A 14075-nucleotide genomic window follows, 5' to 3' on the forward strand; every position below is an offset into this window, starting at 1 on the left:
GGCTCTCGCTTACAGCCGCAAATTGACGCGGGCCGCCGCGGCTGTCAAACCGCCGCGGCTCGCTATGGCGTTATCGCAATTTTGAGCCGGGCAATGCCGCGACTTGTCGCGCGCTGCAAAAAAGTCGCGCTTGATGGCGGCATGATATTCCCAATAATGACGAAAACAAATTCCAGATGACAGCCGGGGTCCGCGATGAGTTCAATCTATGATTTTTCCGCCAGGACGCTGGATGGACAGGAAAAGTCTTTCAATGATTTTTCTGGGCAGGCGCTTCTTGTCGTCAACACCGCGAGCAAATGCGGTTTTACACCTCAGTACGAAGGCCTCGAAGCGCTATTCCGGAAATACAAGGCGCAGGGATTTGTGGTGATCGGTTTCCCCTGCAACCAGTTTGGCGCGCAGGAGCCCGGAGACAGCACGGAGATCGCTCAATTCTGCTCGCGGACCTATGATGTGACCTTTCCGATGTTCGCCAAGATCGACGTCAACGGCCCGCAGACCCATCCGATTTACGAATATCTCAAGACCAAAGCGAAGGGACTTCTCGGCAGCGAGGCGATCAAGTGGAATTTCACAAAGTTTCTGGTCGACCGGAAGGGCGACGTGATCGCGCGGTTTGCGCCGACGGCAACGCCCAGGGACATCGAGCCGGAAATCGAAAAGCTGCTTTGACCTTATGATCCCGGAACGCCGCCGAAGCCCGTTAGCCTTAGGAGAATTTAGATGAAGATCCTTGTCACCGGCGCGACTGCGGGCTTCGGAGACGCGATCGTCCGGCGTTTCGCGGCTGACGGTCACCACATTGTCGCGACCGGGCGCCGGCGGGAGCGGCTCGACGCGCTGACGAGCGAACCGGGTCTTGCGCGCATTCATACGATTGCGCTCGATGTCCGGGACCGGACGGCTGTCGAATCGTCGATCGCGGATCTTCCTGCGGAATTCGCCGAGATAGATCTGCTCGTCAACAATGCGGGGCTTGCTGTGGGATTGGATCTCGCGCAGGACGCCGACCTCGACGCCTGGGATGCGATGGTCGACACCAACATCAAGGGCCTGATGTATGTCACGCGCGCGGTATTGCCGGGAATGGTCGCCCGCAACCGCGGGCTCATCGTCAATCTTGGCTCGACGGCCGCGATCTACCCCTATCCCGGCGGCAATGTGTATGGAGCGAGCAAAGCATTTGTCCGGCAGTTTTCGCTTAATCTGCGCGCCGATTTGCTTGGGACCAAGGTTCGGGTCACGGATATCGAGCCGGGACTCGTGGGAGGAACGGAATTCTCGAAAGTGCGGTTTCGCGGCGACGAGACGAGAGCGGCGAAGCTCTATGAGGGCGCTGACGCGCTGACGCCGGAGGACATCGCGGAAACGGTCCACTGGATCGCTTCCTTGCCGGCGCGCATGAACGTCAATTCGATTGAACTCATGCCGGTGACGCAGGCGTTCGGACCGCTCGCCGTGAGCCGCGATGAGCGCAACGCCTGAGTGCGCGCGAGCCTCGAGGATTATCGCGCGAACCTACTTGTCCGACGCTATGATCCTTTTATCCTTTTCACAATGCGCCGCATGCCGAGCACGCCGAAGACGCCTGTGGCGTAGCCGCTGATGATCGTAAGGACGACGAGGCTCGTTATCATGATGCGGTTCCGTGATTGGTTGGGAAGAGCGACCGTTTGTGAAAGAAGGCGATGCGCATTCCCGCGCGTTTAACAGCCGGCTCGCGTCGCCGCGACGGCTGATCGCCTTGGTCGCCGATCGGCGAAACTTCGGGATTGTTTTGGCGCAAGCCTGTCAAAAAGCTGACAAGTCTCAGGATCGCAGAGCCCCACGTTACAAATCCACGTAGACAAACTTCCCCGCTTTGACGGCGGGATAGTTCTCGCGCAGCGCTTTGGCGATCTTTCCTACGAGCGCCTTGTCGCTCGCCGCCGATGGGCCCACGAAGTCGGTTCCCTGCATCCATGTCTCCAGAAAACAGTGCAGGGCCTCGTCATAGTCGGCCCCGGTGGGATGCGCGGTTTTGTCAGAGAGCCTCGCGACGCCGTCGGCGCCGACCTCCAGGCGCCAATCGCGGTCGTCCGAAACTGATTCGATCAGCCCGGCGATATCGGCGTCCGTCCAGTTTTCCTTGAGATTGACAGCCATGACTTTCGTTCCTCTATGGATATTGATGTCGTCGCCGACGAGGATTTCGCGGCGACGACATCCATTCCGCGGAGGAACGGGAAGCATGTAACGGGCCACGCCTCGTCGGCGCGGAAAGCGGCCTGTCGAACCGTCTGATCAATGGTCCCCGTGGGCGCCTGCGTCGCTCACTCGGTCCGCGGCGGCGACGATCAGCATCGCCAAGGCGAAAGCGATCATGGCTCCGACGAGCCAGCCGAACATGACAAGATCGACTTGATGTTCGATGTCCATGAACCGCTCCAGAACGTGCACCGCCGAAATCGCGACGATCGAGCCGAGGAGCTTCTGCTTGAGGAGCGAAAATCCAATCTTGGCGAGTCCGCTCGGCATGTCAGGATGAGCGGTGCGGCTGATCGGCCGGACGAAGTTCTCGTAGCTTGAGAAGATCACGATCAGGATCAGATTGGCGGTAAGCGAAAGGTCGACCAGGCTGAGCACGCCGACGAGGGCCTCCGCATTTGGAAGCTCCCTCAAATACCAGAGAAATTCGCCCAGTTTGACGAGAAACTTGAAAAGCAGTCCGGCCAAACCAATGATGAGTCCGAACAGGAATGGAGCCGCAAGCCAGCGGCTTCCGAAAATGGCCGCCTCGATGGCGCGCTCGACCCGGTTCATACTCTTTAACCTTTGTTCGCAGGCCAGCCGAATGCGCGATGCACGCGCGGAAGAAGAGGCGCCAATCTGGCGAAATGGCGCTTCATTGGCAAGTTCACCCGAGCGCTTGTCGTCCACAGATGTTCGGCGCGGGCCTGCGCTCGAGCATATTCCGATCGGACTGAATCAATCCCATCGAGAAGAATATGCTCAAGCTTTTGACTCTGGAGCGATTTCTGATCGATCGCATGATTTCATGCGATCGGAAAGCGCTCTAAGGACCGCGATGGCGAAACCGTGGAGACGTGGATCAAGTTTCAGAACCCTGTCGCCATCGCCGCGCCGAGGATGATCGCGATCCCCAGAAGCGCCATAGCTGCGGCCGGCCATTGCCGGATCCCGGCCTCGACCCGCTCCAGCGCGGCGCCGGCGCCGTAGCTCGCGCGAATGATTTTCTCTCCGATGACGACGATATCTCCAGCCGGCGGATGCGGCAGGCGTCCGCCCCAGCGCCAAAGGGGAAGAGCGAGCGCCGCGCCGGGCAGCATCGGCCAGAGCGATTCGCGCAATGCGGCTGGCGTGAGCGCATCCGACAGATGCCCGCCAGTGAGCGGAAAGAGCAGCCAGGGCGCGAGAATCGACGCCAGCGCCATTGCGAACCAAGCCGAGAGGAGCTGGCCGGAGGTCCTCGCGCCTCGATCCGGCGACGGATTTCGTGCAAGACGAAACAGAAAGTGCAGCATGAGAAGCGTCGTGCCGGCCGCCGAAAACGACGCCAGCGCGCCGATCGCTCCCGATCCCAACGTTCCCTTGACGGCGAGCTTCGCCAAGGCGCCGCCGGTGAAGGGCAATCCTGCGAGACTGAGCGCCAGCGCCGCCGCCGGAAGAAACGCCAGCCAATGGCGGCGCGCGCCAGCCGCGGCGCAGGCGCCGATCGCAAGGAACAGGGCGCCTTTCACAAGAACATGGTGCGCGGCGTAAAACGCCGTGTCGAGGGGAGCCCGCAGATCTCCGCTGGCGAGACCCATCCCGGCCACGGCGGCGATCACGCCCATCTGGCTGACGCTGGAATAGGCCAGGATCGTCTTGGGATTTGTCTGGGTTATTCCGAGCGCAACCCCATAGAAAGCGGAAAACAGGCCAAGGATGGCCAGTCCTTCGCCCCATGCCGGCAGCGCGTGGCTGAAGGGCAGGAACCGGATCAGTCCGATAACGCCCGCCTTGACGGCCGCGCCGCTCAGGACGGCCGCGGCGGGGAGAGGCGCCGCAGTGTAGGCGAGGGGCATCCAGCCGTGAAGCGGCGCGAGCCCGATCTTCATGACGAAACCCGCGACGACAAGCGCGAGAGCGGCTCCGCCCCAGGGCGAGCCGGGCAGCGCCGCGACGACGTCGCGTATTTGCAGGCTGCCGTTCGGCTCGCCAGCCGCGAGAAGCACAAAGCCCATCAGCAGGAGAGTTTCGCCGGCGACCGTGAAAGCCATATAGACGGCGCCGGCGCGCCGGGAGGCGTTGTCGTCGGCGATGATCAGGCCATAGGCGGGAAGGCTGACAAGGGCGAAGGCGAGAAAAAACGTCAGCAGATCGGAGGCGACGAATACTCCAAGGCTCCCCATCAAGGTCAACAGCCAGCTTGCCCGAAAGCGCCCGTCGCCGTCGCCGCCCCGCCCGTCGGCGCCGGCGTAAAAGGCGGCGCCGATCCAGAGCAGCGCCGCGGCGCCAAGCAGCATCGCTCCCGGCGCGTCGAGCGCGAGCGTTACATCGAACGCTCTCGACTTATACGAGAACGGCGCACCGAAGCCCGCCAGGAGCGCCGCCGCCAAGGCCGGCAGGGGAGCCAAAACCATTAGAGCCGGGCTGCGCCTTCTCCCTCGACTTATGGCGCAGGCCGCGAGGATCGCGACAGGCGTTCCCACGGCGGCCGCAAGCAGCCCGGGACCGAAGGAGCCCGCCGCATGGGCGAGCGCGGCAAGCACTGCGGCGCCGGTCATGGCGGGCTCGTTTTCATCATGGGATCGCCGTCAGGGCAGGGCGGCCAATTTGCAGGAACGCAAAAAATCCGGAGGGCGCAAAGCCCAGCAGGATCGCGCAAAGGGCAAGCGCCAGCGCGATGCGCTCGCGGTTGCGCGGCGCGGGCGCCTTGAGCGAAAGATCTGCGCTGGCGAAAGCCGGGGCGAGCACGCGGTAGACATAGCCGCCGGCCAGCAGACCGCCCGCCAGCATGACGATGGCCCATGGCCATTGTCCGCTCCTGACCGAGGCCATCAGCAACAGCCATTTCGCCGTAAATCCGCCGCTTGGCGGCAAGCCCATCAGCGAGAGCCCGCCAAGGCCCAGCACGAAAACGCTCATCGGCATCACCTTGCCGAGGCCGCGAAGGCCGGAGATGCGGTCATGCCCGAGCGTTTCGGCGACAAGACCCGCCGCGAGAAACATGGCGGCTTTCGCGAAGGCGTGGGAGAGGGTCTGGAGCACGCCGCCGCTCCAGGCGTCCGCGGTCCAGGGGTGCAGGCCGGCGGCGAGCGGAAACATCAGGAACAGATAGCCGATCTGGGCGACGGTCGAATAGGCGATCAGGAGTTTCAGCCGTTCCTGCCGCAACGCCAGCACGCTGCCGAACAGGATCGCCAGGGAGCCAAGCGTGGCGAGGATCGCGGCCGGCGTCTCGACCGGCAGGGATGGCAGCACATCGAACCAGAGCCGGACGGTGATGAAAAAAGACGCCTTGACCACCAGCGCCGACAATATGGCGCTCGCCGCCGCCGGGGCGTTGGCGTGGGCGGGCGGCAGCCACAGATGAAGCGGGAACAATGCAGTCTTCGCCAGCAGCCCGGTCGTCATCAGGGCGGCCGCGGCCCAAACCGCGGGCGAGGCGCTGATACGCGACGACAACAGACCGATATCGAGCGTGCCGTAAGCTCCATAGAGCAAAGCGGCGCCGAGGAGATAGAGAACGGAGCCGAACAGCGCGAAGACCAGATAGCGCAACGCGGCCAGAAGCGTTTCCGCGCGGCCGTCGAGGCAGACGAGCGGCACGGCGGCGAAGGTCAAAAGCTCCAGGGCGACGTAAAGATTGAACAGGTCCCCGCCGAGGAACACCATGTTCAGCGCCGCCCATAGACCCTGGAGCAAAATCCAGAACGCAAATGGCGCCCGCGCTTCGTTCACGCCCGCAGGCGTTGGGAAATTGGCGCGGGCGAACAGTCCGGCGCAAAGAATCACAAGCGCGGTCGTCAAAAGCATGACGGCGGAGAATCCATCGGCCCGCAAGGCGATTCCGAGCGGCGGCGGCCATCCGCCAAGGAGGTAGACGAGGGGCGCGCCCGAACGCCAGACGCCGAGCGCAATCATCGCCGCCACGCCGAGACCTGCGGGCATCAGGTAAAGGGCTATCCGTTCGGCCGCGCGCCCGCCCAGCACGAAAGACAAAAGGACTCCGGCGACCGGCAGAATGATTGCGAGCGCGAGCAGGAGCCCGCCCATCGTCGCCGTTAGGGCGGTCGTGATCGCTTGCATCAGGCGCCGGACCCGTCGCCGGCGGCTTTGGACGGCGGATCGGCGCGCAAAGTGGAGCGGCCGGTCTCCTCGAAGAGCCGCAGAAGCAAGGCGACGGCGAGCGCCGTGGCCGAGAACGCGACGACGATGCCCGTAATGACCATCGCCTGCGGTACGGGATCCGCGGCGATCCCGGCCGCCGCGCCCCTGCGGGCGAGGACTCCGAACAGAAGGAAAACTCCGCTGCCGAGGAGATTGAAGGCGAGCAGCTTGCGCAACGGCCGCGGATTGGTGACGAGCCCGAAAAGGCCAAGGCCGACGAGAAGGGCTCCGGTGATTCCGGCAAGCGATGCTGTGTTCATGGCTGTGGCGGTTGCTCCGGAGGTCCGGCGACGAGCATCGGGAGGGTCGCCGCGATGGTCAGCGTCATGAACGCCTCGATAAACAGGATCAGAGGCTTGGCCGAACCGGAGGGATAGGCGAGGAACCCGCCGGCGATAACGACCCCGGCAAGACCGATCGCCAGAAATACGGCGGGTCCGGAGACGAGGACGAGGCGCAGCCTGGTCGAGCTGACGGGGGGCGCTTCGGTCAGCCCGGCCATCATCGTGATCATCCACATGGCGGCGAGAATGGCGCCGCCTTGGAAGGCGCCGCCCGGTTCATCCGCGCCAACCCAGAAAATATGAATGCCGACCACGATTCCGAGCGGCGGCAGCACCTGGGCGAGGAAAGCGAGCGCGGCCTCCGGCCGCGCGGGTCGCGGCGCGCCGGGGGAGCCGCCCCAGCACGCGTCAGGCGCGAGCGACCAAACTCCGACCACGGCGAGAACGAGCACGACCTTCTCGAGCATCGTGTCGAACGCCCGGTAGGAAATCAGCACCGCCGTGACTGCGTTGCCAAGGCCTGTCGACGGGAGGTTCCCGACCGCTTGCGGAGCCAATGTCGGCGCCGGGTCAGGCATGAGCAGTACCGTCGCCGCAAGGGCCCCCGCGACCATGGCGCACAGGACGCCCGCCAGAAAGCGCAGCGGCGGGGCGAGCGGTTCGTCCAGAGCCGGCGTCGCCCCCCTCAGCCTTGCGGCGGCGCGGATCAGAAGGACGCCCGTCACGCCGCTGCCGATGGCGGCCTCGGTGAGCGCCACGTCCACTGCGAACAAACGGACCCAGACCAGCGAAAGCAGCAGGCCGTAAGCGACGTAGCCGACCGCGGCGGCGAAGGCCTCGCGCGCCGCGACGGTCCAGGCAGCGAGCGCCAGAACAAGAGCGGCGAGACCGATGTCCAGGGCGTTGACGACGGTCATGTCGACGAGCCCTTGCGCCGGATGGCTCCCGCTATGAGCTGCGCCACAGTCGCGCTGGCCAGCAGGACAAGAAACCAGACCGCGACGAGCTTCAGAACGCCGAGTAGCCCACCCGCGCGCGGCAGCAGGCCGACAACGATCAGACCAAGGCCAAGGTTATCAGCTTTTGTGAGGGCGTGCAGACGGGACAGCGGGTCGGGGAATCGCAGCAATCCCACGGTTCCGGCGAGGAAGAAAAAAAGCCCGGCCAGGATCGCGACAATCGTCAGGAGGTCCAGAGCGGCGCTCATTCGACGCCAGCTTCGTTATTGAGATTTTGTTCCGGCGGGGCGGCGCTGTTTACGAAAGCGACCGAAGCGAACGCCGCGAGGAGGGCAAGACCCAGAGCGACGTCCACAGCCCCGGGCGCGCCAGTCGCCGACGCGACCAGAAGCAGCGCTGCGGTTGCGCCCGTGCCAAGCAATTGGGCCGCCATCATCCGGTCGCAATCGCCCGGCCCGCGCAGGATGCGGACCAGCCCCGTCGCCACTGTCAGAAGGATGAAGCCGGCGGCCGAAAGAAGAAACCCGGTCATGGCCCCGAGCCCTCGATGACCGAAGCCTTGATGAACAGGGATTCCTCCGCGGCGAGATTATCGGCGACCGGCTGATCCGTATCGAGGCAATGAACGATCATTGCTCCGTTCTCGCAGGATCCGGCGGGCAGCGTTCCGGGGAGCAGGCTGGAAAACGCGAAGAACGCGCTTCGTCCGCTGGGCGGCACGCGCAAGGGGCAAATGACGAATCCCGGACGCAGGACCAGGCGAGGAGCGAGCGCCCGCCGCGCGACGTCCGCGCCGGAAATCACCGACTGGCGGAAAAAATGCCAAAGCAGCGCGGCGAGGGCGAGCGGCCGCAGCCGTAAGCCGCTCGCGGGCAGGAGTTGCAAACTGGTCCAGGTCGCGGCTGCGGCGGCGGCGAGGCCAACCGGGAGATCCTTGAGATTGCGGCCAGAGGTCATCAGCCAGAAGCAAAGGAAAACCGCCGCCCGGACCGCAGCGGCGCCTTTGAAGCGGGGCGGGGCCGCATCGCCGGGATGCGTCACAGCACAGGGCCGCGAACGGGTTGCGGCGACGCGGGCGCGCGATCAAGGGTCGATCGGCCTGAGCGCGCGCGGGCGCAATCATGAGGCGGCATGTCCGTTCGGCGGGCCATCGGATCTCAATCAGCTTCGGTCGGATTGGGCGAATCTAGCACGTTCTTCGTGTTCCGCCATAGTTCTCGCCCATCGGCGCCCTAATGAACCTTTCCCGTCCAGCGGGACAGAAGAAGCTGGCCGTCGGGAGAAGCATTTTGGCGATCAGACCCATCATCGGATTTCCTGACCCGCGGCTGCGGACGATTGCGCAAACCGTGACCAGCTTCGACGCGGAGCTTCAGGCGCTGGCCGCTGATCTCATCGACACCATGCGGGCCGCGCCGGGGATCGGGATCACGGCTCCCCATATCGGCGTCGGAAAGCGACTGGTCGCGATCGAACTGCCGGCTTCGAATGTCGTGCGGATCTACGTCAACCCCAGGATCATCTGGGCCTCCGAGGGAACGATCTTGAGCCCGGAGGGCAGCGTTTCAATGCCGGGCGTCTTGGAGGAGATCGAGCGCCCCGCGCGCGTCAAGGTCGCCTATAGCGACCTGAGCGGGGCCGAGCGCATCGAAGAGGCGGAGAGCCTCCTCGCCGTCTGCCATCAGCACGAGATCGACCAGCTCGATGGGATCTTCTGGATCCTGAGGCTTTCGCGGCTGAAGCGGGATCGTCTGATCAGGCGCTACGAGAAACTGCGCCGCGGTAATGGCTGGCCGCCCAAGCCGGCGGCGCGGGGATAGAGTCTACGCTCACCACGTAGCGCAAATTTCTCTAATTGTTTGCCGCAGGAACTGATGCCCGGCATCCTTGTCGAAGCGGGGATGCCAGGCCTGTCCGATCACCACGGGTTCCAATGCGAACGGCAAGTCAAACGCGCGCAGTCGCGCGCCCATTTTCTCAGCGGACCGACGAACATGGTTTGCAACGGGTGCGATCAGGTCGCTTTCTGGAAGCACGGCCAGGGCGGTCTTTGGAAATGGCACGATCAGCACAACATGCCGCTTGAGGCCGAGACTGGCCAGCGCCGGCCGGCCCGCGGCCATGACCGCCGACATCTACGGTCGGCGCGGCGCATCACCTATCATGGCCGGGTTGCGGATATCGAGACAGGCAGCGGCGCGGCCTTCGCCTTGCTCCCGGCCCAGAACGCCACCGGCAACTGGATCAAGGTCGTACAGCGCGTACCCGTGCGCATCCGGCTCGATCCAGCCGAACTGGCACGCAACCCCTTGCGCATCGGTCTCTCCGCCAAGGTGACAGTCGATACCGGCCATTGTGATCCTCAGGCCCGACCTGACGCGCCGCAATCGGAGGACGTCGCCCTCTATGCGGCGGAGCAGCGTGAAGCCGATGCAACCGTGATCCGCGTCATTGCCGCAAACGTTGGCGGGCGGCCATGAATGGGAAACGACCCATTGCGACATTGCGTGGCGGAAATCTTGGGTTGGCCGCCATCGCCATCGGCCTCGCTTCGTTCACGGCCGTAATGGACATCACCATTGCCAATGTGTCGGTGCCGACCATCTCCGGAAATCTTGGCGTCGGCTCCGAGGAAGGCGAATGGGCGATAACATCGTTTGCGATCGCCAACGCCATTTGCATTCCGCTGACGGGTTGGCTGGGGCGACGCTTTGGGCAGGTAAGGCTTTTCATAGGCGCGGTGGCGTCATTCACGCTGGCGTCGTCTGCTTCCGGTCTCCAGACGGCGATCCGGATGATGTCTGGCAGTTTGATCGCCAGCCTCGCGCAGACCTTCTGGAATAATCGCTCGCGCTTCCACAGCACGCATCTGGTCGAAAGACTCAACCCCTACGATGAACGCACGGCTGGCGTCATCGCCCTGCTGCGATCGGCCGATCTCTCGGACGATCAGGCATGGAGCGTGATCGCTCGCGCGCAGGATCTACAGGCGCGTATGCTCGCACTCAACGACTTCTTGTATTTCTCCAGTTTCGCCTTTATCGCCGCGCTCGCGATCCTCTGGTTCGCTCACGCGCCGCATAGGGCCTGAAGGATTAAACCCATGCTCTCGCTTCAAGCTCGCAAGTTCCATGACGCCACCGTCATCGGCGTCGAGGACATCATGCCCCGGATGCGGCGCGTCACCGTCGCCAGGGACTGCCTGTCGACCATCCAGCAATGTGGATGAAGCTGTTCTTCTCGCTTCCGTTCAACGTCAGGTTGCAGGAGTGCGCCTACACCATCCGCGCCCATAACGCCGAACAAGGCTGGATGGCGTTCGACTTCGCGCTACATGGCGACCAGGGGCCAGCTGCAGGGTAGATCGCCCGCGCCCGCAAAGGAGACACGCTTCAACTTGCTGGTCCGAGGTCAGGATACCGGATTGCTTCAGACCACCATGAGCATGTTCTGATTGGCGACGCCACCGCTTTGCCGGCAATTGCCGGGATCGTCGAACGCCTTTCCACCCAGGCGCGAGCGCAGGTCTTTGTCGAGGTCGCCGATCCCGCCGAAGATCCTTTTTTCGATTTCTCTCGGAGACTATATGGAGACAGTGGGTCCCAAATTCATCGCTGTCTCCAGCGAACGTGACGCGCCATTTAAGGTACGTCACTGATTTCCTCGCGGAAATTTGGAGCGGGCGAAGGGATTCGAACCCTCGACCCCAACCTTGGCAAGGTTGTGCTCTACCCCTGAGCTACACCCGCATCCATGCCCTCGGCGTTTAGACCGACAGCGAACGGCTTTATTGCGCAAACGAATCCCGAATGCAACTGTCAGGAAGGCGTAAATCGATTTTGTCCCGACGCTCCAGCCGGAACAGCTCCCGTGAGCGAGCAGGCTGGAGAAAATAGTGAGTGAAGTCAATAACATGAGTGTCCTGGCGACCGGTAATGAAGCGCGCGTTGGCGCTCGCCGGAAGGATAGCCCCCAGCTCTTCAGGGCAGGGACGACGGTTTGAACCGGCTGGCGGCGCCGATCCGGCTTTCTGTTCGCGCTGTTCGGGGAGGCCCATTCGCTGACGCGGCCGCCGCCCAATCTGGGGGGTCCAATGATTTATTGGTCCGGCCGCCGTTGCTATTGTCTCCAACTCGGGTTAGCTGCAGAGGAGAGATTGCTGGCTTCGCGCCAACCTGCTTTGAGTTGATTTCGCATGCGCATCCGATTGGCGGCGATCCTCTTGTCTGCTCTTGCGCTGCATTTCGCAGGACCGGCTTACGCTGACCAGGACCAGGTGCCCAATTTCGACGTCGCGAAATCGTGCCGGGAAGCTCAGGATATTGGCGGCGACGCCGAGAGGCTCGCTTACAAAGGGTGCATGCAGGACGAAAACGAGGCGCGAAAGCAGCTCGTACAGAACTGGTCGCGGTTCAAGACCGCGGACCGCCGCAATTGCGTGGCGCAAGGCGCTTTCCCCATGCCCAGCTACGTCGAAATTCTGACTTGCATCGAGATGTACGACGGCGGAAGCGTGCTCAACAAGGGCCAAGTCGCGCCTCAGCTCCCGCCGCCGCAGCCAACCTTCGGCGGTGCAGGCCCGGCTGCGGTCCAGCCTGTCATCCAGCCTTCGGAGCCGGCGGCGTCTGGAGCCGGCGGCGCGATCCCGAATTAGGCGATGGCGGGCGAACGCGTGTCGACGCCCATGCTCGGGGGCGAACGACCCGGCACGCTGCCGCGCCGCGAATCAAAATCCGAGAATTCGCGCCGAGGCGCTTTTCGAGCCGTTTCATCCCGTCGAAACGCGCGCGACACTCGGCCGCCGGCGCCAATCGTCGGGGAAGGGCCGCATTTAACCCGCCGATCAAGGCCAAACATAATAACGCCGCCAAGGGCGGCTATCGGTCTCGATCATTAAGCCGTGTGGGCTAAATTTTTTTCGAGGGTTTTCCATGAAATCATTGCGCAGGGCGGTGATTGTTGTGTTCGGGTTGGCGATTGCGATCGGAGCGGGACTTCTGATCCTGCCCGTTGCGGCCCTGGTTGATCCCGTGACCCGCAATGCGGGGTTCGCGCTTGCGGAGTTCGTCGTTTTTGCGCTGACTAGCGCCTGGGCGGACGGCTCGCCAGGGGAAGGGGACTGGGTGGTCCATCTGGGATGGGTCGCGATCGTCCTGGTCTGCGTCATGCCCCTCGTCTTCGCGGTCCTTTTGGGTGAGATCGCCCGCGTGCGCTCGTTGTTTTGGTACGCAGGCGCGACCGGACTCATTGCGGCATGCGCGCCGTGGGTCGCGCGGGCGGCGTTTCGTCTCAGCAAGGCGTCGAGCGCCAGCCCGGAGGAATTGCGTTTCGCGATCCTCTTCTTTTTCGTCGGCCTCGTTTCGGGCGGCGTCTATTGGCTTATCGCCGGAGCGGCCAGTCCCGCATTCGGCGCGAGGGCGGCAAACCGAAGCTGATCGCGACGGAACGGGGATCCATCCATCGGAGCGGGTTGCGGCGCGCGAACGCCCGCACTATGGTCCAGCCGCCGTGCGAGATGTCATTCGCATCCCTGCGCATTGGGGCGTAGCCAAGTGGTAAGGCAGCGGATTTTGATTCCGCCACCCGGAGGTTCGAATCCTCCCGCCCCAGCCAACGTCTAACGTATTGATTTAACTAGTTATTTTGTCTTTACGCAAGGGCATTTTTTGTCGTGATTTCACGGTGTTGCCGGCTCGGCTGGAATGCCGAATGCCGACAGAGACGGTTCCTGACGTCTTTATCGCCTGTGTTTGCCTTAGTTTCTCTACTTGGGCATTTCGAGGTTCACTGCTTCCTGGCGTTCGACCAGCCGAAACGGGCGTCAGTGTCTCTGCATCTGATGGTTCGAATCCTGATTGACCAGCCAACGTCTAACATATTGATTTAACTAGTTATTTTGTCTTTACGCAAGGGCATTTTCTGTCGTGATTTCACGGCGTTGCCGGCTCGGCTGGAATGCCGAATGCCGACAGAGACGGTTCCTGACGTCTTTATCGCCTGTGTTTGCCTTAGTTTCTCTACTTGGGCATTTCGAGGTTCACTGCTTCCTGGCGTTCGACCAGCCGAAACGGGCGTCAGTGTCTCTGCATCTGATGGTTCGAATCCTGATTGACCAGCCAGTAGTTAGCTTTTTGATATGCAATTCCGTCATGTTGCTGGCGCACGGGAATTTCTTAACGAATTCCGGGGGTTTGCGGACGGCGCGTTGACGGTCCGATGCGCAGAGACGGCGCTTCGCCTGATCTTTGCCAACGGCGTCCTGGAATTCTCTCCGCGGGCTTTCAGGGGTTCACTCTTTCGCCAGCGAAACGGCGCTCAAAGCAGGCGATGCTCTTGTGATCGTACGAGATGTGATCGTCTGAGGAGTTTCGGCGCCGCCGGGGTTTGGTCAGCGAATGCCGAGGAGGGCTCGCTGCTGCGCCCAGTCAGGCGACAGCCTTGCCGCAAGGCGCTT

At 63.1% G+C, this 14075-nt stretch carries 19 protein-coding genes and 2 tRNA genes; 11 read left to right on the forward strand and 10 right to left on the reverse strand.

Going from position 1 to position 14075, the window contains the following annotated elements; translation table 11 throughout:
- Positions 1-195 precede the first annotated feature (195 nt).
- Positions 196-675 carry a glutathione peroxidase gene (locus tag BM177_RS09005; protein ID WP_091681271.1) on the forward strand — a complete coding sequence of 160 codons (480 nt, stop codon included), beginning with the start codon at positions 196-198 and terminating at the stop codon, positions 673-675.
- Between the two features lie 51 nt (positions 676-726).
- On the forward strand, positions 727-1488 hold the full coding sequence (locus tag BM177_RS09010; protein ID WP_091681274.1) for an SDR family NAD(P)-dependent oxidoreductase: 762 nt from the start codon (positions 727-729) through the stop codon (positions 1486-1488).
- A 345-nt stretch (positions 1489-1833) separates the two neighbouring features.
- On the opposite strand, the gene BM177_RS09015 is transcribed toward BM177_RS09010, so the two are convergent.
- From BM177_RS09015 to BM177_RS09055, 9 genes are all read right to left on the reverse strand, one after another.
- A complete protein-coding gene (locus BM177_RS09015) occupies positions 1834-2148 on the reverse strand; it encodes a hypothetical protein (RefSeq protein ID WP_091681360.1) in 315 nt (104 codons plus the stop codon).
- Between the two features lie 138 nt (positions 2149-2286).
- Positions 2287-2805 (reverse strand): YqhA family protein, encoded by a 519-nt coding sequence (locus BM177_RS09020; RefSeq protein WP_091681276.1) that lies wholly within the window; start codon positions 2803-2805, stop codon positions 2287-2289.
- A gap of 296 nt (positions 2806-3101) precedes the next feature.
- Complete coding sequence (locus tag BM177_RS09025) at positions 3102-4772, reverse strand: proton-conducting transporter transmembrane domain-containing protein (RefSeq protein ID WP_091681279.1); 1671 nt, start codon at positions 4770-4772, stop codon at positions 3102-3104.
- 16 nt (positions 4773-4788) lie between these two features.
- Complete coding sequence (locus BM177_RS09030; protein WP_091681281.1) at positions 4789-6297, reverse strand: complex I subunit 5 family protein; 1509 nt, start codon at positions 6295-6297, stop codon at positions 4789-4791.
- The gene (locus tag BM177_RS09035; protein ID WP_091681283.1) at positions 6297-6638 is read right to left on the reverse strand and encodes an NADH-quinone oxidoreductase subunit K; all 342 of its coding nucleotides are present in this window, start codon (positions 6636-6638) and stop codon (positions 6297-6299) included. Before BM177_RS09035 ends, BM177_RS09030 begins: the two co-directional genes overlap by 1 nt.
- On the reverse strand, positions 6635-7579 hold the full coding sequence (locus tag BM177_RS09040; protein WP_091681284.1) for a hydrogenase subunit MbhD domain-containing protein: 945 nt from the start codon (positions 7577-7579) through the stop codon (positions 6635-6637). Before BM177_RS09040 ends, BM177_RS09035 begins: the two co-directional genes overlap by 4 nt.
- A complete protein-coding gene (locus BM177_RS09045; protein WP_091681286.1) occupies positions 7576-7869 on the reverse strand; it encodes a cation:proton antiporter in 294 nt (97 codons plus the stop codon). Before BM177_RS09045 ends, BM177_RS09040 begins: the two co-directional genes overlap by 4 nt.
- The gene (locus BM177_RS09050; RefSeq protein WP_091681288.1) at positions 7866-8153 is read right to left on the reverse strand and encodes an MrpF/PhaF family protein; all 288 of its coding nucleotides are present in this window, start codon (positions 8151-8153) and stop codon (positions 7866-7868) included. Before BM177_RS09050 ends, BM177_RS09045 begins: the two co-directional genes overlap by 4 nt.
- The gene (locus BM177_RS09055; protein WP_244532222.1) at positions 8150-8662 is read right to left on the reverse strand and encodes a Na+/H+ antiporter subunit E; all 513 of its coding nucleotides are present in this window, start codon (positions 8660-8662) and stop codon (positions 8150-8152) included. Before BM177_RS09055 ends, BM177_RS09050 begins: the two co-directional genes overlap by 4 nt.
- 248 nt (positions 8663-8910) lie before the next feature.
- Here BM177_RS09055 and BM177_RS09060 point away from each other — a divergent pair, with 248 nt between their 5' ends.
- The 6 genes from BM177_RS09060 to BM177_RS21115 all read left to right on the forward strand — a co-directional run bounded on the left by BM177_RS09060 (position 8911) and on the right by BM177_RS21115 (position 11254).
- The gene (locus BM177_RS09060) at positions 8911-9441 is read left to right on the forward strand and encodes a peptide deformylase (protein WP_091681362.1); all 531 of its coding nucleotides are present in this window, start codon (positions 8911-8913) and stop codon (positions 9439-9441) included.
- A gap of 54 nt (positions 9442-9495) precedes the next feature.
- Positions 9496-10101, forward strand: a complete 606-nt coding sequence (locus BM177_RS20925; protein WP_175492543.1) for an HlyD/EmrA/EmrK family protein — start codon at positions 9496-9498, stop codon at positions 10099-10101.
- Complete coding sequence (locus BM177_RS09075) at positions 10098-10712, forward strand: MFS transporter (protein WP_091681292.1); 615 nt, start codon at positions 10098-10100, stop codon at positions 10710-10712. Before BM177_RS20925 ends, BM177_RS09075 begins: the two co-directional genes overlap by 4 nt.
- Positions 10713-10724: 12 nt before the next feature.
- Positions 10725-10850, forward strand: coding sequence for a hypothetical protein (locus BM177_RS20930; RefSeq protein ID WP_280140543.1), 126 nt, complete (start codon positions 10725-10727; stop codon positions 10848-10850).
- Positions 10847-10984 (forward strand): siderophore-interacting protein, encoded by a 138-nt coding sequence (locus BM177_RS21110; protein WP_175492544.1) that lies wholly within the window; start codon positions 10847-10849, stop codon positions 10982-10984. The genes BM177_RS20930 and BM177_RS21110 overlap by 4 nt, the downstream gene beginning before the upstream one ends.
- Before the next feature lie 87 nt (positions 10985-11071).
- Complete coding sequence (locus BM177_RS21115; RefSeq protein ID WP_425284384.1) at positions 11072-11254, forward strand: SIP domain-containing protein; 183 nt, start codon at positions 11072-11074, stop codon at positions 11252-11254.
- 41 nt (positions 11255-11295) lie between these two features.
- On the opposite strand, the gene BM177_RS09090 is transcribed toward BM177_RS21115, so the two are convergent.
- Positions 11296-11370, reverse strand: a tRNA-Gly gene (locus BM177_RS09090).
- A 446-nt stretch (positions 11371-11816) separates the two neighbouring features.
- Here BM177_RS09090 and BM177_RS09095 point away from each other — a divergent pair.
- The 3 genes from BM177_RS09095 (at position 11817) to BM177_RS09110 (ending at position 13234) form a co-directional block, all read left to right on the forward strand.
- The gene (locus BM177_RS09095) at positions 11817-12275 is read left to right on the forward strand and encodes a hypothetical protein (RefSeq protein ID WP_091681299.1); all 459 of its coding nucleotides are present in this window, start codon (positions 11817-11819) and stop codon (positions 12273-12275) included.
- A gap of 277 nt (positions 12276-12552) precedes the next feature.
- Entirely contained in the window at positions 12553-13056 is a 504-nt protein-coding gene (locus BM177_RS09105) for a hypothetical protein (protein WP_244532224.1), read from the forward strand.
- Between the two features lie 103 nt (positions 13057-13159).
- Positions 13160-13234: transfer RNA gene (locus BM177_RS09110), tRNA-Gln, on the forward strand.
- The last annotated feature ends 841 nt before the right edge of the window (positions 13235-14075 follow it).

The sequence above is a fragment of the Methylocapsa palsarum genome, assembly GCF_900114285.1.
GTDB lineage: Bacteria > Pseudomonadota > Alphaproteobacteria > Rhizobiales > Beijerinckiaceae > Methylocapsa > Methylocapsa palsarum.

Coding starts and splice junctions, on each gene's coding strand:
- BM177_RS09005 (WP_091681271.1), top strand. CDS start 196: ATGAGTTCAATCTATGATTTTTCCGCCAGGACGCTGGATGGACAGGAA.
- BM177_RS09010 (WP_091681274.1), top strand. CDS start 727: ATGAAGATCCTTGTCACCGGCGCGACTGCGGGCTTCGGAGACGCGATC.
- BM177_RS09015 (WP_091681360.1), bottom strand. CDS start 2,148: ATGGCTGTCAATCTCAAGGAAAACTGGACGGACGCCGATATCGCCGGG.
- BM177_RS09020 (WP_091681276.1), bottom strand. CDS start 2,805: ATGAACCGGGTCGAGCGCGCCATCGAGGCGGCCATTTTCGGAAGCCGC.
- BM177_RS09025 (WP_091681279.1), bottom strand. CDS start 4,772: ATGACCGGCGCCGCAGTGCTTGCCGCGCTCGCCCATGCGGCGGGCTCC.
- BM177_RS09030 (WP_091681281.1), bottom strand. CDS start 6,297: ATGCAAGCGATCACGACCGCCCTAACGGCGACGATGGGCGGGCTCCTG.
- BM177_RS09035 (WP_091681283.1), bottom strand. CDS start 6,638: ATGAACACAGCATCGCTTGCCGGAATCACCGGAGCCCTTCTCGTCGGC.
- BM177_RS09040 (WP_091681284.1), bottom strand. CDS start 7,579: ATGACCGTCGTCAACGCCCTGGACATCGGTCTCGCCGCTCTTGTTCTG.
- BM177_RS09045 (WP_091681286.1), bottom strand. CDS start 7,869: ATGAGCGCCGCTCTGGACCTCCTGACGATTGTCGCGATCCTGGCCGGG.
- BM177_RS09050 (WP_091681288.1), bottom strand. CDS start 8,153: ATGACCGGGTTTCTTCTTTCGGCCGCCGGCTTCATCCTTCTGACAGTG.
- BM177_RS20925 (WP_175492543.1), top strand. CDS start 9,496: ATGCCCGGCATCCTTGTCGAAGCGGGGATGCCAGGCCTGTCCGATCAC.
- BM177_RS09075 (WP_091681292.1), top strand. CDS start 10,098: ATGAATGGGAAACGACCCATTGCGACATTGCGTGGCGGAAATCTTGGG.
- BM177_RS20930 (WP_280140543.1), top strand. CDS start 10,725: ATGCTCTCGCTTCAAGCTCGCAAGTTCCATGACGCCACCGTCATCGGC.
- BM177_RS21110 (WP_175492544.1), top strand. CDS start 10,847: ATGAAGCTGTTCTTCTCGCTTCCGTTCAACGTCAGGTTGCAGGAGTGC.
- BM177_RS09095 (WP_091681299.1), top strand. CDS start 11,817: ATGCGCATCCGATTGGCGGCGATCCTCTTGTCTGCTCTTGCGCTGCAT.
- BM177_RS09105 (WP_244532224.1), top strand. CDS start 12,553: ATGAAATCATTGCGCAGGGCGGTGATTGTTGTGTTCGGGTTGGCGATT.